The sequence below is a fragment of the Shewanella sp. Koi 1 genome (assembly GCF_052907445.1).
In genome coordinates this window covers 3,515,332-3,541,998 of the sequence record NZ_JBREJM010000001.1, presented here as the reverse complement: position 1 = coordinate 3,541,998, position 26,667 = coordinate 3,515,332, and the positions used below count along the sequence as shown (strand labels likewise).

Sequence of the window (26,667 nt, the reverse complement as noted above, 5' to 3'; positions counted from 1 at the left end):
GTGAATTGATTTAAAACAGGTTTAAGATCATAAAATCTCGGTAAACTGGGAGATATAGTGTTTTTTATCCTTAGGTAACCGCTTATGTCCGCTGTTTTTTCAGCTAATCTTGCAAAACAACTGCTCGAACTCACCCCAAAACTGATCCGTTTGCCACTCTCCAAAGTGCCCTTTAGCCTTAAGGCCAAGGTACTTAGCCAACTCTTAACGCAGCTGCTGGCGCCGCAGGCCGAAGATGGCGAGTTAGATTTCTTGGCAGATAAATGGGTTGCGATTCGGGTTGAAGATTTAAATCTGTATTTTGAAGTGAGTTTCGATGGCCGCTGGCAGGTGCGTGAGCTGACCGATGCCCAGGTCAGCTTTAGTGCTAATTCCGCCGAGCTCTTATTGGTCGCTGCGGCAAAAGAAGACCCTGATACGCTGTTTTTCCAACGCAAACTGAGCATCGAAGGCGATACCGAGTTAGGGCTTGAGGTGAAAAACCTACTGCTGAGTATCGAGTTTGCCAGCCTGCCGACACCCATTCGCTTAAGCGTTGAAAAGCTGGCCGATGCCATTGTGCGTTTGCAGCTTGAGGCAAAACCGACGGTGATTTTGGCTAAATCCCCAAGCTTAAGTTGATGCGAACTTAGCTTTAATCAAGTGATAAACAAAAGCCCCGCTGATATTGCGGGGCTTTTTGTTTAGCTAAACGGCCGATGCTCACTTAAATTTTTTGCGTGAGTATGGCGAATTTGACCAACAGTTCGTCGTGGGACTCGACGCGGTTAGGGTCGGGGTCAATACAATCAATCGGACAGACGGAGACGCAGGTCGGCTTATCATAGTGGCCTACGCATTCGGTGCAGCGGTCTGGGTCGATTTCGTAGATTTCTTCCCCCATGGTGATGGCCTGATTTGGGCATTCAGGTTCACACATGTCGCAATTGATGCAGCTGTCGTCGATCAGTAATGCCATGCCTTAGCCTGCTTCGTGTGGGTTGCGGGTATCCTGACCTTGGGGCAGGTTACGCAGTAAAATGCCGTGGTTCAGATCAACCTCTTTCGGCACGGGCAAGTAAACGGTATGGCCCGAACCTAATCCCGCTTCAACCGATTCGGCTTTGCGGTTTTCGAGTTGCTCTATGGTGAGGCTGATATTGCCCTGTGGCGTCATTAATTCAACACTATCACCGACAGAGAATTTGTTCTTCACTTCGATTTCGGCAAGGCCAGCCAGATTGCGTTTACCGGTTAATTCACCCACAAATTGTTGGGTATCGCTGACCGAGTAACCATAGTCATAGTTTTGATATTCATCATGTACGTGGCGACGTAAGAAACCTTCGGTATAGCCACGGTGGGCTAAGCCTTCGAGTTGGTTCATCAGGCTGCGATCGAAGCTCTTGCCTGAGGCTGCATCGTCGATGGCCTGACGGTATAGCTGGGCGGTACGGGCAACATAGTAGAACGACTTAGTACGGCCTTCGATCTTCAGCGAGTCGATGCCCATTTTCGCTAAACGCTCAACGTGTTGGATTGCGCGCAAGTCCTTAGAGTTCATGATATAAGTGCCATGCTCATCTTCAAACGCTGGCATGTATTCGCCGGGGCGATTGGCTTCTTGCAGCAGGAAGATTTGGTCGGTCGCAGGACCCGTGCCTAAGGTTGGCGTCTCGATTTGCACCGCATTGGGGGTGGCAATGATATCGCCCGAGTCAGTTTGCTGCGCTTCGTGCACATCGTATTTCCAGCGGCAAGCGTTAGTGCAAGTGCCTTGGTTTGGATCGCGCTTATTGATATAACCCGACAGTAAACAACGGCCAGAGTAAGCCATACACAGGGCGCCGTGGACAAACACTTCTAGCTCGATATCGGGGCAGCGTTGACGGATTTCTTCGATTTCATCTAAGGACAATTCACGGGATAAAATCACCCGTTTAATGCCTTGGGTCTGCCAGAATTTAACCGACGCCCAGTTAATGGCGTTGGCTTGCACCGATAAATGCACCACCTGCTCAGGGAAAGCCTCACGCACCATCATGATAAGGCCAGGATCTGACATGATCAGCGCATCGGGCTTCATCGCGACTACCGGTTCCATATCTTTGATATAGGTTTTGAGCTTGGCGTTGTGGGGAGCAATGTTACTCACCACATAAAGCTTTTTACCCAGCGCATGGGCTTCTTCGATACCCGTTGCGAGGTTTTCCATTTTAAAGTCGTTATTACGAACCCTCAGGCTGTATCTCGGCTGACCGGCATACACGGCATCTGCACCATAGGCAAAAGCGTAACGCATGTTTTTCAGCGTCCCAGCGGGAGATAACAACTCAGGTTTAAACATAATGACTCTCGAATTGGTTGGTAGATGGAGGCGCAGTGCGCGGGGGCGGCATTTTACACAATCAAAGTAGGGTTATGCAAATCACCTCGTCTAAGATTAGGTATAGTTCGCATTTTACGAATATACCCCTAAGCTAGGTGATGGCGGGCGATGACGCTTGTCTGTGGATTGACGACGTCTTGTTTGTTTAGCGCGATTTCGCTTAAGCGAATCAAGGGATAGCCAATTACTTTCGTATGCCGTTCTGGGTGAAATTGATAACAGCGTCATACAAATAATTAACGTCTGTTGCTTTTTTCTGCCCATCAATTGGTGGGCAACTGATATACTCCAACTATTGAAGATTTATGTTTGCAGATTGATGGGAGCGAAGATGTCTACTGAACATCTACTGTTAGTCGGATTACTCAAAAAATTAAAAGATGATGCTTTAGTGTTGCCAACCCTGCCCGAAGTGGCCATGCGGGTACAAGAAGTGGTGAGCCGCTCCGATGCGAGCCTAAAGCAAGTGGGTGAGGTGATAGGTCAAGACGCGGCGATTTCGGCGCGTATCATCAAAGTGGCCAACAGTGCCTTATATAGCCGCGGCATTCCCGCCGAGAGCATTAGTAGCGCAGTGTCTCGCATTGGCCTCATCCAAATCAAGAGTATTGCGACCTCAGTGGCGATGGAGCAGCTATTTATTTCCACCAATGAAATGGTATGGGAAGTGATGGATGAAGTGTGGCGCACCTCGATTGAAGTAACGGCGGCCGCCTGTGCCATGTTGCAAATGTATAATAGACGTCATCCTGGGCAGCTCAATTTAGATACCTTAACATTGGCAGGTTTAGTCCATAATATCGGTGCATTACCGGTTTTGACTGAAGCCGAAGCCCATCCAGAGTTATTCACCAGTATTGATCAATTGCGCTCTTTAGTACGTAAAATGCAAGGCCCATTAGGACGCGCAGTATTAAAGAGCTGGGATTTTGCGCCAGAGGTGATGGAAGTGGTTGAGCGCTGGGCGGATTTACCTTATCTGCCAGACCATGTGACCTACTTAGACTTTATCCGAGCCGCTGCCTTTTACACCGGTGAGTTACGCGCCGGAGCCGATTTCGAGCAGCGGATGGAAGTCTTTGTGAGTCGTGGATTACCCGTCTCGGCGAATGATTTAGCTAGTGACGAATTTATGGATAAATTCCATTCAATCAGAGAGAGTTACCAGTAGTCGTAGGGCCTATAGGGAAGCCATTCTTGCCCTGAGTCAGGGGAGAATGGTGGTTAAGCTTACGTGGTAAGATTGAGGCCAAATTATGGTTATTCTGGGATTTATCGGTTTAGCACTGGGTATCATCTTGATAGCCGTGCTTTATATATTACTCGCTAGATACCAAGCGCTGCGGTTACAGCAGCGATTTTTGGCGCAATTATGCCCGCAGCTCGATCAGCAAAAGATTGAACGCCGTCCTTTGAATGTGCCTGTGGTGCCGCAGGAGTTTGCACCGCTTTACCATTCCTTAAACGAGATGCTCGCAGCGCTGCCTGCGGGCATGGGTAAGGATAAACTCACAGGGTTGAATAACCGTGTCGGGCTTAAGCGTTCTCTGACCGCATTGATGCCCATCACCCAAGGCACTTTAGTGCTTATCGATATTTATCGCTTTCGCTATGTGAATGATCTCTTTGGTTTTGTGTTTGGCGATATTCTGCTTAAACAGTTTGCCGAGCGCTTAACTAGTCTAAGCCTTAAACCTAAGTTGATTGCGCGCCTAAACGGCGATGAGTTTTTCCTCTATTACGAGCAAAGTCTGTCCGAGGAGCAACTGCTGCATTTACGTGGTCGACTACAGGTGCCCTTTAAAATTAAAGATACCCCCGTCAGTGTGCGGATGCAGATTGGTTGTCTGCGACTTGCTAAGCATCATGCCGATGTTAGCCATATGCTCAGAAGGCTGGATCTTGCCCTTAAAAAGGCCCGCGCAACCCGTAGTGCTATCGCCTGTTACAGCGAGAATGACGATATCCGCCAATTGAGGGAGCTTAAGATTATCGACAGCCTTCCCAGTGGTTTGCAGCGAAATCATCTGTATATGGTGTATCAGCCTAAGCAGGATATTCATACGGGCGCCTGCACCCAAGTCGAAGCCTTAATCCGCTGGGAGCATGAGGAGCTCGGGTTTATTTCCCCCGGAGAATTTATTCCGCTGGCAGAGTGCGCCGGGATGATCGATTTAGTGAGCCATTGGGCGCTGGAGCAAGTGTTACAGCAGCAGGTAAAGTGGCGTGCGGCGGGCGTGTCTGTGTGCGTGGCGCTTAATCTCTCGACTCAAGATCTCGACAGTGAAACCTTGCCCCATGATATCGCGGCTCGCCTCGAGCATTATAAATTACCGCCAGAATGCTTGATGATTGAGATCACCGAGAGCACTCTGATGGCCGATTTAAACAAGGCCGTGGATACCTTAGAACAGATCCGTCGTCTTGGGGTGAAATTGGCAATCGATGACTTTGGTACGGGCCATTCATCGCTGGCGTATTTAAAGCATTTACCCGCCAATGAAGTCAAAATCGATAAAGCCTTTCTTAGGGATCTTGAGCCGAATCAGCCTTCAGAATATATCCTTGAGGCCAGCATTAATATTGCGAAAAAGCTCGGCTATGAGGTGACGGTCGAAGGTGTTGAGACTGTAAATATCCACGATATGTTAGTGAAGATGGGCGTCGACCGTATTCAAGGGATTTTTTATGCCAAGCCGATGCGGGCCGCAGAGCTTGAAATGAACTGGAACCAGCTAAGACCCAGACCCGAAATGCTCTGCGTTAATGGTTCACATCCTTAGACTTAGCTTTACATCCCTAGGCTTAATTGGGCGATTAAGTCGGCGGGCATGGGCGCAAGTTGGCGCGCCTGATTCATGCACACCATTTCAATGGTGGCGGTGACCGCCGGTTTTTTACCATTTGGGCGCCAAATTTCCTGATGCCAGACGGTGCGATATTTACTCTCAAAGTAGAACTTAGTGCGGATATCGATGATATCGGCAAACTCCACCCCTTCGTGGCACAACATGTCGCTGCGATATACCGCAAAACCCAATTGCTGCTGTTGCCAGAGGTTGCGTAAGCACTCGGCACCAATCACATGCTCACGGGCGCGCTCGAAGTATTTCAAAAAGTTGGGGTGATACACCACGCCAGAAAAATCCGTATCTTCATAGTAAATTTGCACAGGGAAAGAATAACTTGGGCTAAATTGCGGCATGGCGTTGTCGATATGAAGTATGTTGAGTGAGCGCAGTCTAGCGGTTTATCGGGCTAAACAAAACCCAAGGTGCGGGTAAATTAGGTGGTTAGGATTGAGAATATCTAGACGACACAAAGTAAAAAGCCATATTCGCCGAAACGAATATGGCTTTTTTGTAGGGTAATCGGTGGCTAAAGCCTAGCGCTTAGCGAATGATCATCTGGTCGCGTTCAGGTCCTACAGACACCATGCTCACACGCACACCCATTAAGGCTTCGATGCGTTCAACATAATGTTGCGCCGCCTTTGGCAGGCTTTCGAAGGTGCGACAGCCAGTGATGTCTTCGCTCCAGCTTTCCATTTGCTCGTACACTGGGCTTAATGCCGCAGTCTGTGGCCAAATGGGGTTTTCAGTGTGCTCGCCTTCGTAGGCAACACAAATCTTAAGATCTTTCATGCCAGTCAGGCAGTCAATCTTGGTCAGGGCGATTTCAGTTGCGGCTTGCAGTTCAACACCATTGCGAGTAGCAACGGCATCGAAGTAACCCATATCACGTGGACGACCCGTAGTTGCACCAAACTCGTTGGCGTTTTTACGGAAATCATCCTGCTCTTCCATCGCAGTCACTAAGGTGCCAGTACCGACAGATGAGCTGAAGGCTTTCGCTACCGCAATCACACGCTCTGGGCGCAGAGCCGGTAAACCACTACCCAGACCTGCGAAAGCCGCCGTCACGTTAGAAGAGGTAGTGTAAGGATACTCACCGTAAATCAAGTCACGACCCGCGCCTAATTGCGCTTCAAATAACAAGTTAGCATCTTGTTTTTGTAAGGCTTTTAATGGCTCTGTGACGTTGCAAATAAATGGACGCCATGGGGCGGTCACATCCAATAACCATTGGGTCATTTCGGCGGCCGTTTGGCTAAAGTCACAGCTTGGATATAGTGCTTTTAACTGGGGCAGTTTCCAGTCGAGCATAAATTGAATGCGTTCTTGCAGCACTTCTGGTTGGTTTAACCAGCCAACCAGAATACCTTTCTTCATCACGCGGTCGCCATAGGCTGGGGCAATCCCTTGACGGGTTGAACCATAGGCCAGATCGCCTAAACGTTGTTCTTCTAAGGTATCTTCCAGTGCATGGATAGGTAAGCACAGGGTCGCACGGTCAGAAATGCACAGTTTAACTTCAATGCCTGCCGCTTCGACTTCGGCGATTTCAACACTGAGTTTTTCAGGGCTGATCACCATGCCAGGGCCAAGTACTGCAACGCAGTTTGGATTGAAAATACCGCTAGGTAATTGGTGTAATTTAAAGGTGCCAAAGTCGTTAACGACCGTATGACCTGCGTTGTTACCGCCTTGGAAGCGGACACTCGCTGCAGCATCTGCGGCTAAATAATCTACGATTCGGCCTTTGCCTTCATCACCCCAATTTGCACCAACAACTACGATAGACGGCATAACATCATCTCCACAGGAATTAAGCGATTATGCTAGACCTGCTTAATGAATAAGAGAAATTAATTATAGTTATCGTCGTGATAAGGAAATCATATATCATAGGGTGAGCTGAATGGATGGAGATGAATGCGATGCTGGAACTTCATTGGTTAAAGACCTTCGTGACCTTAGCCGAGTGTAAGCACTTCGGAAAAGCGGCAGCAGCGCTGCATATGACGCAGCCTAATGTCAGCTTGCATATCAAACAACTGGAGCAGAATACTCGAGTTAAGTTGATTGAGCGCAATCCGTTTAGGCTAACTCAGGCGGGGTTTCGTTTGCTCGAGAGCAGCCAGAAGACCTTGATGGAACTGCAAGTGTGTCAGGCGGATCTCAATGCTATCAACGATCTCAGTCAAGGTACTTTGACCATAGCGGCCAGCGATATCATTTCGCGTTTGCTGCTTATTCAGCCATTTCAGTTATTTAAAGCGGAATTCCCCGGGATTGATTTTTCCCTGCTTAATACCACGTCTTCCCAAGCCTCAGAATTGGTGACTAATGCCGAGGCGGATTTAGGCTTTGTGATCGCGCAAAAAGAGAGTCAGCCGCTGCATTTTACCGAGTTACAGCAAATCAAATGGTGTGCCCTTGGGGATAATTTGCAGCTGTGGCAGCAAAGCCAAGCCAGCCATGATATGCCCCATGCGGAGCGGCCGACTTTGATTCTGCTCGGCCATGATACCCGTACCCGTGAGTTGCTCGATCCCGCATTACCGACCTTAAATTTACCCCGTTATCGGATCATGGAAGTCGGCAGTGTGGATGCGCAAATCGATTGGGCCGAAGCGGGCTTTGGGGTGGCGATTGTGCCTGAGTTTTCGATTTACACTAAGACGCACTTAAAGAGTAAAGTCACGCCATTGCCACAGTTTCCGAGCACCAGTTTGGGCTACATAGTGCGGCAGAATCAGATCCTATCGAAAGCGATTAAGCAGCTGCTACATTGGGTGAATCAAGAGATTATCCGTACCCAAGGCAGCTAATGGCGGTTTGAAGGGTTACTTAGTGCTAAGCAGTTGTTGATACTGTCCATTGGCTTTTAACTGGGTTAAGCCCAGATCTAGCTCTTTAGCGAGTTGTGCGGCTTTGGGGTTTTCCTTCGAAAAGGCCAGATAAATCTCGCTGCTGTGGTTGTTAAAGGCGGGGATCACATCGTCACTGACGCCCATTTTTTGCAGGTTTTCCTGTGCGACTAAATCGAACATGACCGCCGCATCGACTCGGCCAATCATCAACAGATTAATCAGTTGCTGTTGGTTGGCGACCGTGATGACATTCAGTTGGCGCTGTTTCACCAGTTCGGGAAACTCATCGCCATACTCATAACTTTTTATGACCCCGACTATGCTGCCTTTGGGAATTTCCCATTTATTGGCGGCGATGAGCGGGCGTTGTTTACGTTGATAAAAAGAGGCTTTCGCCACAAATAGCGGCGTGTTACCAAACACAAAACGTTGCTCGGTACTCGCTTCGCGGGTCACGTTAAAGACTCCATCGACGGCACCTTTTTCGGCCATCATAAGGGCGCGGCTATAGGGCACGACTAGGCTGTTGACTTCCACTTGAGATTGTTTGAATGCCGCCGCGATAAGGCGATGGGAGATCCCTTGGCCAAACTGATTGGCAAACGGCGGCCAGCTGTCTTCGGCGGCTAAGGTGATGCTATGGCCTACGGCTTGTGGGCTACTTTGGCTTTCTTGGGCAAAGGAGGAGTGGCTTGTGGTAGAGAATAAAAATAAGCAAGCCGCAGTCAACAACGTCAGCGGGTTATTTATTACTCGCTGAAATTCATTCCTTGTTGGGCTGCAAACACGCATCTTATTTCCGTATCATCCTATTCCTAATCGGAAATTTATATCATAAGTGCCTATAACGAACCTAATGATTTTGCGATTTGTGATGTGGCCGAGATTGTTTATGACAAAACGAGTTAGGCCATAAAACTGTGATCTTAAGTTGTGACTTTTGGTTTTTTAATTATTAGAATAATCTGATTGAAAAAAAACTAATGGAGTAAGTCATGGCGGATAAAGTCGTTGAAGTCACCACACATATGGGAAGCGGTTGGAAGGTTACGGCGCAGGTACGTGAGCATTTGCTGATTATCGATCAACCCAGCGCGACTAATGAAGGAGCGAATCCCTTAGAGACTTTTTTATTTTCGCTCGGAGGCTGTATCTCGGCGATTGCTAAGATGGTTGCGCGTGAGCGAAATATCACCATTCACCAGTTCGATGTGCATGTCAGAGCCGTGATGAATTCGGCGGGATTACTAGGCCAGCCTTCGGATGATCCTGTGGGATTTAAAGAAATTGCCATCAATGCCAGCATTGATGCTGACTTAACCGATGCACAAAAGAGCGAGTTTTTAGATACTGTTTGTAACCGTTGCCCTGTCCACGACAATTTGCTGCGCCCAAGCTTAGTCACTCACCAAGTTCAGCACTAATCTCAAGATTAATTTCGATAGCGGCTTAAAAGCATAAACCCCAGTGTTTGCTGGGGTTTATGTCAATGGTTCTTAGCTAGTCGCACTATCACGCATTATTTTTCGGAAAATTGGCTAACACTAGCTCGGCGACTTTGCGTAATTCTCCAGGGCATATGCCATTGGTGGCTTGCACTGCCATGCCTTGCAGCACTGTGCCTATATATCGAGACAGCAGCAGCGGATCGGCATCTGCGGGTAAATCGCCTTCATCCTTCGCCCGTTGCAGGCGTTGGCATAGTGCCTGTTCACCATCACGGCGGCGGGTAATTAAAGTATCTTTGATCGCTTGTCCGGCTTCGCTGCAGGCGAGGGCGCCTTGAACAATCAAGCAGCCTTGTGGGTGACTCTCATCCACTAAAGATGATGCTGCGCCATAGAGCATGGCCTCAACCACTTGATAGGCGGTTTCTTTTTCAAGCGAAGGATAGAAAAATGCACAGGGTCGCTGCTCGTATAACTCGATCGCTTTCAGAAACAGCTGCTCTTTATTACCAAAGGCGGCATATAGGCTGGGTTTGTTGATGCCCATGGCCTGAGTCAGATCGGTTAACGATGTACCTTCAAAACCTTTTTGCCAGAAGACTTCCAAGGCTTTGGCCAATGCATCGTCGGCGTCGAAGGCTCGTGGGCGACCTACGCAGGGCGTCTGGGTGACGGTTGACATCATTAGGCTCCTCAATTCTCAATTGCCCCTAGGATAGACATGGGTTTAGTTCATGTCCAGCCACTCTTGCCTGCTGTCTGCGGGTTAGGTGAGTAACTCACCAAAATATATCGTCCATTCAAGCCCACATAGCACGTTCGCCGTGGCTAGGGCGTATTGACGTTTTAGGGTTATTTTTGCAGCAATGTGGCTGGCTTTTATGCAAGGCAACGTCCGTGCAGTGTAGTTATTCTACATAAACGGACGATAACGCAGCAGAAACGCCAGCCAAATGCTGCCCGAAGGGTTCGTCTGGCAAGCCCTTGCTCTTACTTTCTGTCATAAGAGCAGCTCGTCATTTGAGTAGAATAACTACACATCATTCCTCGTTTCGCGAGCACGTGCTTGCCAGAACGAACAAAATCTAATCTCGAAACGTCAACACGCCCTAATGACCTCAAAGGCTTAACTACATAGTTTCACGCTGTCACAAAAAATTAAATACTAACCGGTACAAAATGAGTTGACAGGGTCATTTTACACTATATATTACCGTCCAGTACATAATATTTTTTACCAATCGGTATTTATTGGTTTTGACCGAGTGCCCATCACTGATGTCTGTCTTAAACGAGATAAATGCCTGCCACATGAGGATTGTAAGATGAAAAGTAACCAACCTTTACGGATATTGATGTTGACTGCCGTGGCGGCTTTTGTCCTTTCGGCCTGTGGTGAACCCGAAGCCCAGCAGGGGCAAGCACCGGGTGCACCTAAGGTCGATGTTGCGCAGGTATTGCATGAGCGCGTTACCGAGTGGGATGAATTTACTGGCCGTTTGCAGGCGCCAGAGAGTGTGACCTTAGTGCCACGCGTGTCTGGCTATATCGCCTCGGTAAACTTTAAAGAAGGCGCCTTAGTGAAAAAAGGCGATGTGCTCTTCCATATCGATGCGAGTGTGTTCGAAGCGGAAGTGGCCCGGTTAAGAGCAGATCTTGCTAGCGCGCTCTCTGCTGAGCAACTGGCCACTAACGACTTAGAACGCGCCCGCAAACTCTTTGCCCAAAAGGCGGTATCGGCAGAATTACTCGATACCCGTGAGTCTAACAAACGTCAAACCACGGCGGCCGTAGCCTCTGTGAAAGCGGCGCTGCTGCGAGCCGAGTTGGACTTAGATTACACCCAAGTACGCGCGCCGATTGATGGCCGAGCCTCCTACGCCAATGTCACTGCGGGTAACTATGTGTCTGCGGGGCAGAGTGTGTTAACCAGCTTAGTGTCGACCGCCAGCATGTATGCCTACTTCGATGTGGATGAGCAAACCTATCTAAAATACGTCAAGTTAACCGCCGAGAAAAAGCGTAAAGACCCTAGGGCTGGCGACAATCCCGTGTATATGGCGCTGGCCAACGAGCGCGAATATCAACACATAGGCCTAGTGGACTTTGTCGATAATTCGATGGACAGACAGACAGGCACTATTCGAGTACGCGCCACGTTTAGCAATGAAGACAACAGCTTGCTCCCTGGTTTGTTCGCCAGATTACGTACCGCTGGTAGTGGCGCCTACGACGGCATCTTAATCGACGATAAAGCCGTGGGCACGGATCTGAACAACAAGTTCGTCTTAGTGGTGGCAAACGATGGCACCGTGGAGTATCGCGGCGTCACCTTAGGTGAAAAAGTTCAAGGTTTACGCATCGTTAAGCAAGGTTTAGCGGCAGACGACAAAATCGTCGTCAATGGCATGCAAAGGGTTCGTCCTAAGATGCAAATTGAGCCACATCTGGTTGATATGGCCGACAGCGAACAGCTAGAGGCGCTTCGTCAAGCTCAATTACTGCTTGATAAACATCAAGAAAATATCACCACCCCAGACGTTGAAGTAGCGAGCCGCGGTTAAGGAATCCAACAGAATGTTGTCGCAGTTTTTTATTAAAAGACCGATATTTGCAGCCGTTCTCTCGCTGCTGTTTTTTATCACAGGGGCGATTGCCGTCTGGCAATTACCCATTACCGAATACCCAGAAGTGGTGCCTCCGACGGTCGTGGTAACCGCCAACTACCCTGGCGCTAACCCTAAAGTCATCGCCGAAACGGTTGCCTCGCCCTTAGAGCAGGAAATCAACGGCGTCGAAGACATGCTGTATATGTCATCGCAGGCGACGTCCGATGGACGCATGACCTTGACCATTACCTTCGCCATTGGCACCGATGTGGACAGGGCGCAAACCCAAGTGCAGAGCCGGGTTGACCGAGCTATGCCTCGTTTGCCGCAGGAGGTTCAACGCCTAGGGATTGTGACCGAAAAGTCATCGCCAGACTTAACCATGGTGGTGCATTTACTGTCGCCGGATAACCGTTATGACATGCTGTATTTGTCTAACTACGCGGCGCTCAACGTAAAAGATGAGTTAGCACGCATCAAAGGCGTGGGCGCGGTGCGTTTATTCGGTGCGGGCGAATATAGTCTGCGGATCTGGCTTGACCCGAATAAAGTCTCGGCGCTTGGCATGTCACCAGCTGAAATTATAGCCGCCGTACGTGAGCAAAATCAGCAAGCGGCAGCGGGCAGTTTAGGGGCGCAGCCTAGTGGTAATGCTGACTTCCAACTCTTGATCAACGTTAAGGGTCGTCTGACTGAACTGTCAGAATTCGAAGACATTATTATCAAGGTTGGTCAAAACGGTGAGGTGATCCGTCTTAAGGATGTGGCCCGTGTCGAACTCGGTGCAACGAGCTATGCGCTGCGTTCATTGCTGGATAACAAGGACGCGGTCGCTATTCCAGTGTTCCAAGCATCAGGCTCGAATGCGATTCAAATCTCCGACGATGTGCGAGCCGAAATGGCAAGACTGGCTAAGTCTTTCCCCGAAGGGCTGCAATACGAGATTGTCTACGATCCGACTGTGTTTGTGCGTGGCTCTATCCATGCGGTGGTGAAAACCCTGCTCGAAGCCGTGCTCTTAGTGGTGCTCGTGGTGGTGCTATTCCTGCAGACTTGGCGCGCCTCGATTATTCCGCTGGTGGCCGTGCCTGTGTCTTTGGTGGGTACCTTCGCCTTTATGCACTTGATGGGCTTCTCGCTCAATGCGTTGTCGCTGTTTGGTTTGGTGCTGGCCATCGGGATTGTGGTGGACGATGCCATCGTAGTGGTAGAAAACGTGGAGCGAAATATCGCCTCGGGTTTAAGCCCCATTGCCGCAACACAAAAAGCCATGAAGGAAGTGACTGGGCCGATTGTGGCAACCACCTTAGTGTTGGCCGCAGTGTTTATTCCGACCGCCTTTATGAGCGGATTAACGGGGCAGTTTTATAAGCAGTTCGCGCTGACTATCACGATTTCGACCTTTATTTCGGCCATTAACTCGCTCACCTTGAGCCCAGCGTTATCGGCATTGTTACTCAAGGGCCATGACGCGCCTAAAGATGCGCTCACTCGGTTAATGGATAAGCTGTTTGGTGGTTGGTTATTTACGCCATTCAATCGCTTATTCAACCGTGCATCAGAAGGTTATGGCTATTTAGTGCGTAAGGTGATCCGTTTTGGCGGCATTATCGGACTGGTGTATCTGGGGATGGTTGCGCTTACGGGCGTACAATTTGTAAATACCCCAACGGGCTATGTGCCAGGACAGGATAAACAGTATTTAGTGGCATTTGCCCAATTACCGGATGCGGCCTCACTCAGCGTACCGATGCGGTGATCAAGAAAATGTCCGACATTGCCTTAAATCACCCCGGTGTGGCGCACTCTATTGCCTTCCCGGGTCTGAGTATCAACGGTTTTACCAATAGTCCTAACTCGGGCGTGGTGTTTGTTGCCCTAGATGATTTTGAGTTACGTAAGAGTCCTGAGCTTTCGGCGAATGCGATTGCCGGCCAATTAAATCAGCAATTTGCTGGTATTCAGGATGCGTTTATTGCCATCTTCCCGCCGCCACCTGTGCAAGGCCTCGGCACTATTGGAGGGTTCCGTCTGCAAATTCAAGACAGAGCCAACCTTGGTTATGAGGCCTTGTATCAGGTGACCCAACAAGTGATGTACAAGGCGTGGGCCGATCCACAATTAGCGGGGATTTTCTCTAGCTATCAAGTGAACGTGCCACAACTTGAACTGGATATCGATCGGACTAAAGCGAAACAGCAGGCAGTGTCGCTCGATCAAATTTTCCAGACATTACAAACCTATATGGGCTCGACCTATGTCAACGACTTCAATCGTTTCGGTCGAACCTATCAGGTGAATATGCAGGCCGACGAAGCATTCCGTCAAAGCCCGCAGCAAATTAGTCAGCTAAAAGTGCCTAATGTGAATGGCGATATGATCCCACTCGGCTCCTTTATTAATGTGAGTCAGAGCGCGGGACCCGATCGTGTAATGCACTATAACGGTTTCACCACGGCTGAGATTAACGGTGGCCCAGCACCCGGTGTGAGTTCGGGCCAAGCGCAGGCAGCGATTGAGAAAATCCTCGCCGAGACTTTGCCGATAGGCATGACCTACGAGTGGACTGAGCTGACCTATCAGCAGATCCTCGCTGGTAACACAGGCTTGTTAGTGTTCCCTCTAGTGATCCTGCTGGTGTTTATGGTGCTGGCGGCGCAGTACGAGAGTTTGAGTTTACCATTGGCGATTATTTTAATTATCCCAATGACCTTACTCTCAGCGCTCAGTGGTGTGCTTATTTATGGCGGTGATAATAATATTTTCACCCAGATTGGTCTTATCGTCCTCGTGGGCTTAGCGACCAAGAACGCGATTCTGATTGTCGAATTTGCCAAGGAAAAACAAGACCATGGTATGGAAGTCATGGAGTCGATTCTCGAGGCGGCGCGCTTACGTTTACGCCCCATCTTGATGACCTCTATCGCCTTCATCATGGGGGTGGTGCCCATGGTGTTCTCAACAGGCGCGGGCGCTGAAATGCGTCAGGCCATGGGCGTCGCGGTATTTGCTGGCATGATAGGGGTGACACTGTTTGGGTTAATCCTGACACCGCTATTTTACTATGCCCTTGCTAAACGCGGTCGCCGTAAAGCGGAAGCGCTAACGGCACAATAATTAAGCCAGTTCAATCTGTTATCTCCTTAAAAGACCTGCAAATGCAGGTCTTTTTTTATTTTTGCGGGTAAATATCGACGGAGTAACTATAGTTAGATCAGTGCGTTAAATTAGGAAAATACGATGAATGCTTTTCAGCCCCAGGAAATCAGCATCAAAATTGATGTGCGGCATGCGCTGTTAGCCGTGGCGACGGCATTGGATTTTGTCGGCGTGGATGATTTACACCACGGTCATCGAGTGGCCTATATGGCCTACGAATGCGCCAATGTGCTGGGCTGGTCAGATGAAAAGAAGCAGTTTGCCTATTTTGCGGGGCTTATCCATGACTGCGGCGTGTCTTCCTCCGAGGAACATCTACGCCTACTCAAATTAATGCAGCCAGAAGATGCCACCTCCCACAGTCGCCGTGGGTATGAGGCATTAATGAAGTGTCCTATCCTAGATGTCTTTGCCCTCACTGTGCTTTATCACCATACACCTTGGCTAGAGTTGCAAACCGCGGCAATCTCTGAGTTTGACCGTGATCTTGCTGCATTGGTGTTTCTGGCCGATCGGACCGATTTTCTGCGAGCGCGCTATACCCATGGTTGTCATCAAGAGCTTATCACCCTCCATGAGGGGTTAGTTGCGGATAATTTGCTAGCCCACAGTGGCGTGCTCTTCGAGCCGAATATGGTGGCGGCCATGTGCCAATTAGTCAGCAAAGACGGTTTTTGGTACAACATGGAGGCTGCCCATATCGAGCAAATGGCCCTTGAGTTTGAGGCGAATCAACTGTACGACAAACAGCTGGATCTCGAAGGCGTTAAGCAGATATCAAGATTTCTGGCGCGGATTGTCGATGCCAAGAGTCCCTTTACTTTTCATCATTCGGACAAGGTGGCACTGCTGGCAAAACTGGTCGCTAAGGATTGTGGCATATCGGATACCGATGCCGAGTTATTGTATGTGGCTGGGCTGTTACACGATGTTGGTAAGCTCAAAACCCCCGATTTATTACTCCATAAGGAAGGCAAGCTGACTAGGGAGGAATACTCGATTATGAAGCGTCACACAGTCGATACCGACCACACCTTAAAGAGTTTTTTTCCTAAGTCTGTGATTGGTGAGTGGGCGTCAAACCACCATGAGCGTCTCGATGGCTCGGGCTATCCCTTTAGAAAAAGACAAGAACAGTTAGATTTACCTTCGCGTATCCTTGCACTCGTCGATGTGTTTCAAGCCTTAACCCAACATCGGCCTTATCGAGGTTCTATGTCCTTAAGTGAGGTGCTGGAGATTATGTTGCCTATGGTTCAACAAGGTAAGTTGGACTCGAACGTTTATGATGTGTTGCTAGCCGATGCCGATAATTTTTACCAACTCTCGACACAAGAGTATGAGGCTTAGTGGCTCACTAGCGTAAAAGGTTAGAGCAGTAAATCGGGAGTGATAGGAATAAACTGCGTGGCCGCCTCCATCAGAGATTTTGCCGTGAGGGAGGGCACGCCATACACCTCAGCCTCGACGGCGTATTTTTGCCTTATCTTATCGAGCAAGAGGGCAAAGTCCCCATCGCCAGACAGCAAGATTACAGTATCTACCTCGAGCGCCATTTCCAGCACATCTATGGTGATGCCCACATCCCAATCACCCTTTGCCGAACCATCACTGCGCTGAATAAAGGGCTTAAGTTTTAGCTCAAAACCAATATGTCTCAGCGCATCTTGAAATTTTAACTGGCCATCGTCCCCACGATGAATGGCATAGGCGATGGCGCTGACAATCTCACCCTGCGCGCTTAACTGTTGCCAGAGTTTGCGATAGTTAAACTGGCGCTGATAAGCCTCACGGCAGGTGTAGTAGATGTTTTGCACGTCGACAAAGAGGGCGATTCTTTTCAAGGGATTATGGCTATCAGTTGGGTGACTCTGCGCACTATAGCACAGCAAGGCGGGTAATGGCGCGAGCAGGCAAAACTGCAATGGGTCTAAAAGGGAGTTGCCGTGTGCAGCTGTGCTTAATGGATTTTAGCTAGGTTAACGGATTGATTATCTAAAGTATTGCGCCGGGGTGATGCCGGTATATTGTTTAAAAAAGCTGATAAAGGCGCTGTCGCTGGAAAACTGTAAATTAAATCCTACCTGCGCCACCGAGGCGCCCGCAGCTAACTGCTCAATAGCTGAGAGCAAGCGCCATTGCTGCCGCCACGCCTGATAAGCCATGCCCGTTTCGTTGCTAAAGATACGGCTGATGGTGCGTTCGCTGGCGCCGATCTCAATGGCCATGTCCTTCAAGCTGGCGGGAATTTTTTGCTGTTGTTGCAATTGCTTAAGCCAAGTTTGCAGCCGTTTGTCCTTGGGCAGGGGTAAGCTTAAATTCTGTGCATCCGCATGGAGTAACTCTTCAATTAGCAGGGCAAAGGCATTGTGCTGGCTGTGTCTGGGTTTGTCCCAAGGCCAAAAGGACATAGTGTCGATTAACGCTTTGAGTAACGGATTCACATGGAAAATCGTGACTTTATCCGGCAAAGACGCCACGGTTTCAGGCTCAAAGTAGAGTGAACGATAGGCCACTACATCGCGCATTGTGACTTGGTGTACCACGCCTGCGGGCAGCCAAGCTGCACGGGTTGGCGGCAATACGACTTGAGTATCGGCTAAATTAAACCGCATACATCCCGCCGATGAGTAGAGCAGCTGAGCCTTGCGATGCTGATGTACGCCTGAGTCATGTTCGCCAATTTCGGCGGCAATGCCAATCACTAGGTTGTCTAAGGCATCGGGATTAAATTGCTGCTCGGGTTGAATAAAGGCCATGTTGTCTTATTTTTGATGTTTTTTGTCTAAGTGTCGTTAATTGTCACTTGGTGATCCTATCTATACTGCGCCCTTTTTGACAAGTATGGAGTGCCGTTTTGGTTTATCGGTTAACACTGAAAGGCTAAAACGTATCTAAAATCATGAAAATAAAACCACCACTCTGGCTGTGCGTGCTGTTGATGATGTTTCCGCAAATTATGGAAACCATCTATAGCCCGGCTTTGCCTAATATTGCAGAAAACTTTGCGGTGTCTGTTACCAGCGCCTCGCAAACCTTATCCGTGTACTTTATCGCCTTTGCTGTAGGCGTATTTTGTTGGGGGCGTTTAGCCGACATCATTGGTCGCCGTAACGCCATGCTTGCGGGATTAGTCTGTTATGCCATTGGTTCAGCATGCGCCTTGATGATTAGCGACTTTACTCTGCTGTTGCTGGCGCGCATATTATCGGCCTTTGGTGCAGCAGTGGGGTCTGTCATTACTCAAACCATGATGCGTGACAGCTACAGCGGGGAGGAATTGGCCAAAGTCTTTTCGGTGATGGGCATGTCTCTTGGGATCAGCCCCATTATCGGATTGCTATTGGGGAGCATCCTCAGCGCTTATTGGGGGTATCAAGGGGTGTTTGTCGCCCTGATGGTTTCTGCCATTGTGTTGTTGTTTTTGTCGGTAAAATCTTTGCCCGAAACGAGGCCTGCCCATACCCAAAAAATCGCGATAGTTAAGTTAGCTATCAAGATGCTTACCGACAGCGGGATAATTAAAAACACTTTGCTGGTGGCCTCATTTAACTTGATGTGGTTTAGCTACTTTTCATTGGCGCCATTTATGTTTGAGGCGCAAGGATTGTCGACGCTTGCCTTCGGGATGAGTGGGTTGTTATTGGGCTTTGGCGCATTCCTTGGCAGTTATTTTAATAAACTATTACTAGGCAGAGGTTACTCCAGTGCACTATTAGTGCGGTTAGCAAGCCTTATTGCACTATTCGGGGGACTCGGTATTTGGCTCATCCAATCGACAGATATTGGCTTGAACAATGTTTACTTCTTACTACCCATGCTGTTGATTGTGATTGCTTATGGGATCGCGATTCCGAACATACTCAGCTCGGCGCTGGCAAACTACCGCGCTTATGCTGGTTCTGCTGGCGCGCTATTTGGACTGTTTTATTACATTTTGTTGGGGCTAGGTTTAGGTGGTGCAGGCATGGTTAGCCATCTTGGGGGCGTGATTAGCTTCGCGGCGCTGCTTTGTGTGGGGCTTGGTTTGACGAGCTTGACTAACTTGAAGAGTTTGACTGGGCGCAGAGGGAGCGGTGCTCAGACTTAAATAAAAAAGCCAAGGGGCAATGACTCCCTTGGCTTTATGGTTTTAACAAACACCTTATGCCGTTTCGCTTTACTGTATCGCGCTAGGCTTTGGCTGTTTGTTCCTGTTGTTTGGCTGCCTCTTGCGCCGCTAATTCTTTCGCTGCTAATTCTTGAGCCTTAATGGCCGCCTCGAGTTTGGCCTCAACATAACCCGGTGAATGGGTCGCGGCCGAGATTAAACGGTACATGGCCGGGATCACAAACAGGGTCACAAAGGTGGCGAAGGCCATGCCGAAGAACACTACAGTACCCACGGCAATCCGACTTTCAGAGCCCGCGCCCGATGAGAAGATCAGCGGCACTGCGCCCACTAAGGTGGTGAAGGCTGTCATCAAAATGGGGCGTAAGCGACGAGTCGAAGCGTCGATAATGGCTTTATCTAGGGCTAAACCTCGGTCACGCAATTGGTTGGCAAACTCGACGATTAAGATACCGTTTTTAGTCACCATACCAATCAACATGATCATCCCAATCTGGCTATAGATGTTAATGCCTTGACTGGTAACCAACAGGCCAAGGAAGCCACCGAATACCCCCATAGGCACGGTAAACATCACCACTAAGGGGTTGATAAAGCTTTCAAATTGCGCCGCCAGAACCAGATAAGCCACTAGGAGCGCTAAACCGAACACGATTAAGATGCTGCTCTGGTTTTCTTTAAAGTCCTTAGATTCGCCAGTATAACCGATGGAAATATCCTTAGGTAATAACTCAATCGCCTTATTATCCAAAAACTTCAAGGCTTCACCCAAGGTGTAGCCTTTACTGATGTTGGCCTTGAGGGTGATGGATTTTTGCTTATTGGTATGGCTAAGTTTTTGTGCCGATGCGACTTCTTCGATATGGGTTAGGGTATCGAGCGTCACTAATTCGCCCTTGGCCGATCGCATGTAGATTTGGCTCAAATCGCCGACGTTGTTAAAGCTGTTTTCATCGCCGCGCAGATACACATCGTACTCTTCGCCTCGGTCGACATAGGTGGTTTCTTTACGACCGCCGAGCATCACTTCTAAGGTTTGCGAGACTTCATCGACGCTGATCCCAAGCTCCGCCGCTCGTTCTTTATCGACGGTGACGATAAGCTCCGGTGTGGTTTCGGCATAGTCTAAGTCCGCGCCTTCCATCATAGGACTGGCATTGGCTTCTTCTTTTAATACCTGCGCCCATTTAAACAGCTCGGCGTAATCTGAGCCGCCGAGGACGAATTGTACAGGCTCACTCGATTGGCCCCTAAAGCCTGGCATCATAGGGCGAACCATCACGTCGGGAATGTCTTTTAAGGCGTTGCTGATAATGCCAAGGGCTTGCTGCGCCGTGACATGGCGATGCTCCCAGTCCTCTAACTGCATGATCACAAAGCCGGTTTGGTCACCAGCGCGACCACCGAAGGCGGGGGCTTGAACGCTAAAAGAACGTAACACGCCTTGGCCGAGCAGGGGCATCAGTCGGTCTTCGACTATGTCCATGTTCGCTGTCATACGGTTATAACTAGTGCCTTCGGCGCCTTTTACGAAGGCGAACAGTACGCCGCGGTCTTCCTGCGGTGCTAACTGTGAGGGCACTTGTTGCATTAACCAGGCACTGCCGCCAACGCAGGCGAGGATTACCAGTGGCGCCAACCATTTAAAACGGATCGCCTGAGTCACGCCAACACGGTAAACCTTTTCCATGCGGGCAAAACCACTGTCGACGAAACGGTTAAAACGGTTCGGTTTAACATTGGCTTTGAGCAGTTTGCTACTCAGTACTGGCGTCAGCGTCAGGGCGATAAGTGAAGAAAACAGCACGGATACCGCCAGCATCACCGAGAACTCGGTAAAGAGTAAACCGACCATGCCCTCCATAAAGGAAATCGGCAGGAACACCATGACTAACACGGCGGTGGTGGCCACAACCGCAAAACCGACTTCCCGCGTGCCTTTGTAAGCGGCGAGTAGCGGCTCTTCACCGCGCTCAATATGGTGGAAGATGTTCTCTACCACGACGATGGCATCGTCAACGACAAGACCGATGGCGAGAATTAATGCCATCAGCGTCAAGAGGTTAATCGAGTAGCCAAACATATTGGCGGCAATAAAGGCCGAGATCAGCGACACAGGTACTGTCACAGCGGGGATGAGGGTCGCTCTGGCTTGGCCGATAAAGATGTACAGCACTAATACCACAAGGGCGCCTGTCACATAGAGGGTGTTGTACACCTCGTTAATTGAGCGGTCGATAAAGACGGTCGAGTCAAAGTCCACCACTAGGCTTGTGCCTTCAGGGAGAAAGTCTTGAATTCTATCGACTTCTTTATGGACTTCCTGCGCCACAATCAAAGGGTTAGCATCGGACTGAGTGATGACGCCTAAGCTTAAGTTAACGATACCATCGCTCTTAAAGGTGGAGTTTTCGTTCTGGGCGCCAACGGCCACATCCGCCACATCCTTAAGATAGATAGGCGTGCCATCGCTGGCGGTGCGAACCACTAGATAGTCAAAGTCCTTCGGGCTGTAATAGAGTCGCTTAGTGCGCACCGACATCACAGTGGTATCGTTACGTACTTGACCGCCTGGGGTTTCGACGTTTTCTTTACGCAGTGCGTTAATAATGTCGGTGACTGTGACATTGCGTCCCGCCATTTGCTCGGGTCTGAGCTTTACGTACATCACCTTGTACAAACCGCCCGAGATGCTGATGGAACTGACGCCGCTGATGAGGCTAAATCTGTCTTCTAATACGCGCTGGGCGTAATCGGTCAGCTGAGTTCTGTCCATTACGCTGGAGCTTAAGTTGACATAGACAGAGGGCTCGCCAGAGCCATTGTCCTTAGAGACCACAGGATCGTTGGCATCTTCAGGCAGGCGGCGCTGGGCGCGGGCCACGGCGTCACGCACATCACTCACGCCTTCGGTTAAGTTCCAACCGAGGAGGAATTTCACTGTGATCCGCGAGCTGCCATTACGGGTGGTAGAGGTGATTTCATCGATGCCGCTGATCCCCGTGAGTTCATCTTCGAGGGTTTTAGTGATTTGGCTCTCCATAATCGCGGCCGAAGCACCAGAGTAGCTGGTACTGACGGTCACCACTGGGCTTTCGACATCGGGCATTTCCCGTACCGACAGTTTAGTGAAGGACACTAAACCAAAGACGCACAACAATAAGCTTAAAACGATCGCGACGACGGGGCGCTTAACGGAAACATCGGACAGCCACATTATTTCGTCTCCGCGGTGTTGACGTCTGATTTAGCGGCAGGACCTTGAGTCTTGTTATTGGCTTCGAGCACGACTTCATTGATCTTTAAGCCATCGCGCATGTTCACTAGCCCTTGCACTACCACTTTGTCGCCAATCTTGAGGCCAGAATCGATAAGCACTTGGTCACCTACGCGGGCGCCTAAAATCACTTCGGTGCGATGGGCGATATGGTCCTCACCAACCACATACACGTAGCGCTTAGTGCCTGAATATTCTAAGGCTTGTACTGGCACAATTGGGGCGGAAATCGGCGGGAAGGTGATGGTCGATGACATCATCATGCCCGGCTTTAAGCGGTTTTTCGCGTTTTCAAATTGCACGCGGATCTTCAAGTTTAAGGTTTCTTCATTGACGCGGGGATCGATAGCGACCACTTTGCCGATAAAGGTTTCCCCCGGCCAGGCGCGGCTGGCCGCGGATACTGGCATACCAATGCTCAGCTGAGACAGAAAATGTTCGGGGACTTGCAGGTCGAGTCGCATGCTAGATAAATCATCCAAGGTCATCAACTCAGTGCCTATGCTGACCATTTTACCTTCGCTGAAGTTAATCAGACCGGTTTTGCCGGCAAAGGGGGCAATCAGCGAATGGTAATGTAAATCCGCCTGCGCCGAGGCGAGTCGTGCTCTGGCGATATCGACGCTGGCCTTTTGCGCATCGATTTCGGTTTGGGTGATGGCGTTGCGGCTGATGAGTTTTTCAAATTCCCTGAGTTTACGGGTTTCATCATTTAAAAAGGCATTGGCTTCGGCCACTGCGGCTTGGGCTTTCATATCATCGAGTTCGATAAGTAGCTGGCCCTTTTTGACCGCTTGGTTTGATGTCACTGCGATTTGCTTAATCTTGCCTGTGACTTGCGGTGCGATGACCACAGCGCGATCGGCGGCGAGTTTACCTATGAGTGAAATCGATTGTGCCAGCGGATGTTCAATCACTTCTCCGGTTACCACTGGTACAGTGCGCATTAAATGGGGCGCGCTTTCGGGTTTGGCCGCTTGCAGTACATCACTAAAACTCACAGCGGCGGCAACCGCAGCTACTAAGGCAATGGCTATTATGGTTTTTTTCATTGGAATGATTATCTCGCACAAAGACGGTTAACAGGCGTACGCACTAATGGCGCTATTCTAGTGAATAACCGTCATCAGGTGGGTAAAAGTTTGTAAAGTTAAGCACTCGAAAGTGAAAGAAATTGTGTTTTGTGTCGAGATACCCCATGGCAATCTCATCCGTCCCGTTCGAAGTGGCTAAGATAGCCGAGTTATCTTGCTAAGGATGTGCTTGTGTTCGTATTTTCTCTATCGGATCTAAGCTGGATTGAATTTGCGGATATTGGCTTAAAATCGCGTCAAGGCGGCCATCCTGGGCCATGCTTTCAAGGCCTTTATTAAACTCATCGACTAAGGTGGCCTGATCGGCAACCGCTAACGATATCCCTAAATGGAATACCTCAGTTGCTATGGGTTCGCCAACTTGTTCAAGGGCATTGAGATACTCATCGCCATGTTGCTTGATTAAATATTGGGCAAGATTGTAACCAATCAGCACTAAGTCGATGCGTTTTAGAAACAATTTCTTAAGATTCATCTCATCGGAATTGCCTTCCTCTGTGGTTAACCCTGCTGCGGCAATCTCGGGCGGATTGGCGTAGCCGCGACCAATGCCTATGGTGAAGGGCTTAAGCTCACTCAATTGACTAAAATGTAAGGGGTTATCTTTACGTTTAAAGAACACTATCTGTACGGCTTGTATGGGATCGGAATAGTGCGCCCATTGCTCACGTTCTTTACGATACCAAAGGCCGATAATGCCATCGGCTTGGCCGGTTTTGACTAGTAAGGCTGCCCGCGCGAAGGGATAGAATTTTACACTGGCATGGTAGCCGCGACGTTTAAAGGCTTCTTTGACGACGAGTGCGACGCCGCCTTGATCGGCTAACTCACTGGTATAAAAGGGAGGATAGTTAGTTGCGACCAGTGTCAACTCTCGCCCCGCTAAACTGGGTGCGGATAATCCTAAGAGCTGTAATACAAGGCTAATCTTGATTAGCGACTTGAAACCCATACTTATCCTTTAAATAGACAGAGCCACTTTGCTGAGTATAGGGGCTGTTTAGGCCTTGAGCGGGAATTTTGTGTAATGGCCTCGCTGTGTTGAAAACGGCGGAAGCGAATGGTGGCAACAGCGATGACTAAACTGGATGTGACTCTTTAACTAAAGGGGGAGTGAAGTTATTGCTTTGACCAATTAATAGGGCTTATGGGAAAGCCCATAAGCCCTAATCATCTCGCACTGTGCTTATCTTCGAGTTGTGCTTATTTTAAAGCTTGCTCTTGTTTAACGCGCTACGGGTATTTAAAGCTTTACCTGTTCACCTTGGTACAGACCACGGGTGAGCTTGTCTTGATCTATCAGTAATAGCTCGCCCGATTGACCATTCTTAATGCTGCTATCAATCGCAATGATTTTATTATGATAAAGCCCAAGAACCCGATCCTGCGAGGTGTGGCCAACTATGATGTGGTCAACCTTAAAGTAGTTAAGGATCTGGTCAATTTCTTGTTCGTTAAGCGCATCTTTAAAGTAGCCACGGTACCAAGTCGGGCCGTTGGTGAAGAACAGGAAGTTCAGCAGATCGTTTTGTTTTAAATCTTCTTTTTTATCGTCTAAATGCTGGCGAAATAACTGATTGGCATCACTGATATTGAGTTTACGCTCGACCCATTCTGGGCTTATTCCGCCGTGCATAAACAACAGATTATTGATTTTCACCAGAGTATTTTTACTGCGAAGCCAACGGCCGATTTCGGTGTCTTTGTTGTAGAGCGCATCATAGCTGCGATTGAGTAATTCCGCCGAGGTTTGATAGCGCTCATTCACATAACGTAAGTCGCCGCGAAACACCATTTGCTCGTGGTTGCCCATGAGTAAATGTAATCGACCACCAGCAGCTTGGGCTTGCTTATCTAACTCATATAAAAACCACAGAACTTCGTTAACTTGATGACCGCGGTCGAACATATCGCCCGTCATCACCATATGGCCATCACCAAAGGCCCAACGATTTTGGTCATCGATAATTTTGTGCGCCTTAAGCAAGTTAATCATCACATCAAATTGGCCATGCACATCGCTTAGGGCCACTATTTTACCCGCATGGGTATAAGTGTCGGCTTCAATTTGAGGCGCTTCGCTATGACGTAAGGGCTGTGGCAAGTTGCCGCAATCATTTGGGCGAGCCAATTGATTGTGTGCGATAGGGGTTTGTTTTAACTCACTCTGGCAGATCCAGTAGGCGATATTTTCTTGCCCTTGATTGAGAAACACATAGGGGCCATCTGTGACCGGGGAGCTTGGCTCTGCACTATAACTGGCAACAGAAAATAAGCTGAGCAGGGTCAATAAGACTCCCTGAGCGGCGAGCGTGCGACGTTTTGGGGTTGATACGGACGAATACACATCCTGCGATGGACTGTTGGCATGGGGGAGGCCAGATTCAGAGACTAAGTGCATTCGATGTTCCTTATATCGTTTTACGCCGCCTATTTAGGGCTGGTTAGCATAATGTTAATAATTAGATGCAGCAAGGGGCATAAAGATGGGATATTTTCATGATGGACTCACTGAGTGCCTAAAATACCGCTAAAGTGATAGCGATAATTGAGCATCGAAATCGGATATCAAGATAAATAGTTGAAATGGGTTGATCATATTTTACGCATATTTAAATGCGTTATTTTGGAATTGATTTTAAACGGGAGGTATACGGTTACTTTTAAATAAATTATTTCTGACACCTTTTAAATGATGACTTTTAAGTGATTATTTTTAGTGCGCATCATTGTGAACTTGTTGATACATATTTATCAGTTTAAATAGTTTTGTTTATTTATTGCCAAAGAAGTGTTGATAATGGTAAAAGTCAGTTCGTGTTACCTAATGCTATGATTTTACTGGTTTCCATTCGGTAATGGTGTTGGTAGTTATGGCATCGGCT

The 26,667-nt window shown here is 48.9% G+C and carries 20 protein-coding genes and 1 pseudogene; 9 read left to right on the top strand and 12 right to left on the bottom strand.

The genetic code is table 11. The features are described 5' to 3' along the window. Positions 1-84: 84 nt before the first annotated feature. The gene (gene ubiT / locus ACUZ8J_RS15660; RefSeq protein ID WP_089068256.1) at positions 85-621 is read left to right on the top strand and encodes a ubiquinone anaerobic biosynthesis accessory factor UbiT; all 537 of its coding nucleotides are present in this window, start codon (positions 85-87) and stop codon (positions 619-621) included. A gap of 85 nt (positions 622-706) precedes the next feature. Here ubiT and ACUZ8J_RS15655 read toward each other — a convergent pair whose 3' ends face one another. Both ACUZ8J_RS15655 and trhP read right to left on the bottom strand, forming a co-directional pair. Then, positions 707-958, bottom strand: coding sequence for a YfhL family 4Fe-4S dicluster ferredoxin (locus tag ACUZ8J_RS15655; RefSeq protein ID WP_011621854.1), 252 nt, complete (start codon positions 956-958; stop codon positions 707-709). Positions 959-961: 3 nt separating this feature from the next. After that, positions 962-2,326, bottom strand: coding sequence for a prephenate-dependent tRNA uridine(34) hydroxylase TrhP (gene trhP, locus ACUZ8J_RS15650; protein ID WP_011621855.1), 1,365 nt, complete (start codon positions 2,324-2,326; stop codon positions 962-964). A gap of 373 nt (positions 2,327-2,699) precedes the next feature. Here trhP and ACUZ8J_RS15645 point away from each other — a divergent pair, with 373 nt between their 5' ends. Together ACUZ8J_RS15645 and ACUZ8J_RS15640 are read left to right on the top strand one after the other, a co-directional pair. Continuing rightward, complete coding sequence (locus ACUZ8J_RS15645) at positions 2,700-3,539, top strand: HDOD domain-containing protein (RefSeq protein ID WP_011716177.1); 840 nt, start codon at positions 2,700-2,702, stop codon at positions 3,537-3,539. A gap of 85 nt (positions 3,540-3,624) precedes the next feature. Then, on the top strand, positions 3,625-5,151 hold the full coding sequence (locus tag ACUZ8J_RS15640; protein WP_446694315.1) for a putative bifunctional diguanylate cyclase/phosphodiesterase: 1,527 nt from the start codon (positions 3,625-3,627) through the stop codon (positions 5,149-5,151). Positions 5,152-5,159: 8 nt separating this feature from the next. Here ACUZ8J_RS15640 and ACUZ8J_RS15635 read toward each other — a convergent pair whose 3' ends face one another. Both ACUZ8J_RS15635 and ACUZ8J_RS15630 read right to left on the bottom strand, forming a co-directional pair. Continuing rightward, positions 5,160-5,573, bottom strand: coding sequence for a thioesterase family protein (locus tag ACUZ8J_RS15635; RefSeq protein ID WP_109287382.1), 414 nt, complete (start codon positions 5,571-5,573; stop codon positions 5,160-5,162). Positions 5,574-5,760: 187 nt separating this feature from the next. Further along, positions 5,761-7,017: an adenylosuccinate synthase gene (locus tag ACUZ8J_RS15630; RefSeq protein WP_011716179.1), complete on the bottom strand. Its 1,257-nt coding sequence runs from the start codon at positions 7,015-7,017 to the stop codon at positions 5,761-5,763. 131 nt (positions 7,018-7,148) lie between these two features. Between ACUZ8J_RS15630 and ACUZ8J_RS15625 the strand changes: the two genes are divergently transcribed. Continuing rightward, positions 7,149-8,042, top strand: coding sequence for a LysR family transcriptional regulator (locus ACUZ8J_RS15625; RefSeq protein WP_041408992.1), 894 nt, complete (start codon positions 7,149-7,151; stop codon positions 8,040-8,042). A gap of 15 nt (positions 8,043-8,057) precedes the next feature. Here ACUZ8J_RS15625 and ACUZ8J_RS15620 read toward each other — a convergent pair whose 3' ends face one another. Further along, the gene (locus tag ACUZ8J_RS15620; RefSeq protein ID WP_446694314.1) at positions 8,058-8,876 is read right to left on the bottom strand and encodes a substrate-binding periplasmic protein; all 819 of its coding nucleotides are present in this window, start codon (positions 8,874-8,876) and stop codon (positions 8,058-8,060) included. Between the two features lie 203 nt (positions 8,877-9,079). Here ACUZ8J_RS15620 and ACUZ8J_RS15615 point away from each other — a divergent pair, with 203 nt between their 5' ends. Continuing rightward, positions 9,080-9,508, top strand: coding sequence for an OsmC family protein (locus tag ACUZ8J_RS15615; RefSeq protein ID WP_011621862.1), 429 nt, complete (start codon positions 9,080-9,082; stop codon positions 9,506-9,508). Between the two features lie 88 nt (positions 9,509-9,596). Here the strand turns inward: ACUZ8J_RS15615 and ACUZ8J_RS15610 are convergent, their stop codons facing one another. Then, positions 9,597-10,217 (bottom strand): TetR/AcrR family transcriptional regulator, encoded by a 621-nt coding sequence (locus ACUZ8J_RS15610; protein WP_011716182.1) that lies wholly within the window; start codon positions 10,215-10,217, stop codon positions 9,597-9,599. A 640-nt stretch (positions 10,218-10,857) separates the two neighbouring features. On the opposite strand from ACUZ8J_RS15610, the gene ACUZ8J_RS15605 reads away from it, so the two are divergent. The 3 genes and pseudogenes from ACUZ8J_RS15605 to ACUZ8J_RS15595 all read left to right on the top strand — a co-directional run bounded on the left by ACUZ8J_RS15605 (position 10,858) and on the right by ACUZ8J_RS15595 (position 16,650). After that, complete coding sequence (locus ACUZ8J_RS15605) at positions 10,858-12,096, top strand: efflux RND transporter periplasmic adaptor subunit (RefSeq protein ID WP_011716183.1); 1,239 nt, start codon at positions 10,858-10,860, stop codon at positions 12,094-12,096. A 13-nt stretch (positions 12,097-12,109) separates the two neighbouring features. Next, positions 12,110-15,258, top strand: a pseudogene (locus ACUZ8J_RS15600) (efflux RND transporter permease subunit). Between the two features lie 123 nt (positions 15,259-15,381). Further along, positions 15,382-16,650: an HD domain-containing phosphohydrolase gene (locus ACUZ8J_RS15595; RefSeq protein ID WP_446694313.1), complete on the top strand. Its 1,269-nt coding sequence runs from the start codon at positions 15,382-15,384 to the stop codon at positions 16,648-16,650. Between the two features lie 20 nt (positions 16,651-16,670). On the opposite strand, the gene ACUZ8J_RS15590 is transcribed toward ACUZ8J_RS15595, so the two are convergent. Next, a complete protein-coding gene (locus ACUZ8J_RS15590) occupies positions 16,671-17,144 on the bottom strand; it encodes a LabA-like NYN domain-containing protein (RefSeq protein ID WP_446694312.1) in 474 nt (157 codons plus the stop codon). A gap of 147 nt (positions 17,145-17,291) precedes the next feature. Continuing rightward, on the bottom strand, positions 17,292-18,059 hold the full coding sequence (locus ACUZ8J_RS15585) for an AraC family transcriptional regulator (protein WP_446694311.1): 768 nt from the start codon (positions 18,057-18,059) through the stop codon (positions 17,292-17,294). 143 nt (positions 18,060-18,202) lie between these two features. Here ACUZ8J_RS15585 and ACUZ8J_RS15580 point away from each other — a divergent pair, with 143 nt between their 5' ends. Then, positions 18,203-19,390, top strand: coding sequence for a multidrug effflux MFS transporter (locus ACUZ8J_RS15580; protein WP_446694310.1), 1,188 nt, complete (start codon positions 18,203-18,205; stop codon positions 19,388-19,390). An 82-nt stretch (positions 19,391-19,472) separates the two neighbouring features. On the opposite strand, the gene ACUZ8J_RS15575 is transcribed toward ACUZ8J_RS15580, so the two are convergent. The 4 genes from ACUZ8J_RS15575 to ACUZ8J_RS15560 all read right to left on the bottom strand — a co-directional run bounded on the left by ACUZ8J_RS15575 (position 19,473) and on the right by ACUZ8J_RS15560 (position 26,183). Further along, positions 19,473-22,628: a multidrug efflux RND transporter permease subunit gene (locus ACUZ8J_RS15575; RefSeq protein ID WP_446694309.1), complete on the bottom strand. Its 3,156-nt coding sequence runs from the start codon at positions 22,626-22,628 to the stop codon at positions 19,473-19,475. Continuing rightward, positions 22,628-23,740 carry an efflux RND transporter periplasmic adaptor subunit gene (locus ACUZ8J_RS15570; RefSeq protein WP_446694308.1) on the bottom strand — a complete coding sequence of 371 codons (1,113 nt, stop codon included), beginning with the start codon at positions 23,738-23,740 and terminating at the stop codon, positions 22,628-22,630. The genes ACUZ8J_RS15575 and ACUZ8J_RS15570 overlap by 1 nt, the downstream gene beginning before the upstream one ends. Positions 23,741-23,939: 199 nt before the next feature. Then, positions 23,940-24,734 carry a substrate-binding periplasmic protein gene (locus tag ACUZ8J_RS15565; RefSeq protein ID WP_446694307.1) on the bottom strand — a complete coding sequence of 265 codons (795 nt, stop codon included), beginning with the start codon at positions 24,732-24,734 and terminating at the stop codon, positions 23,940-23,942. A gap of 291 nt (positions 24,735-25,025) precedes the next feature. Continuing rightward, positions 25,026-26,183 (bottom strand): metallophosphoesterase, encoded by a 1,158-nt coding sequence (locus tag ACUZ8J_RS15560; RefSeq protein WP_446694306.1) that lies wholly within the window; start codon positions 26,181-26,183, stop codon positions 25,026-25,028. Between the last annotated feature and the right edge of the window lie 484 nt (positions 26,184-26,667).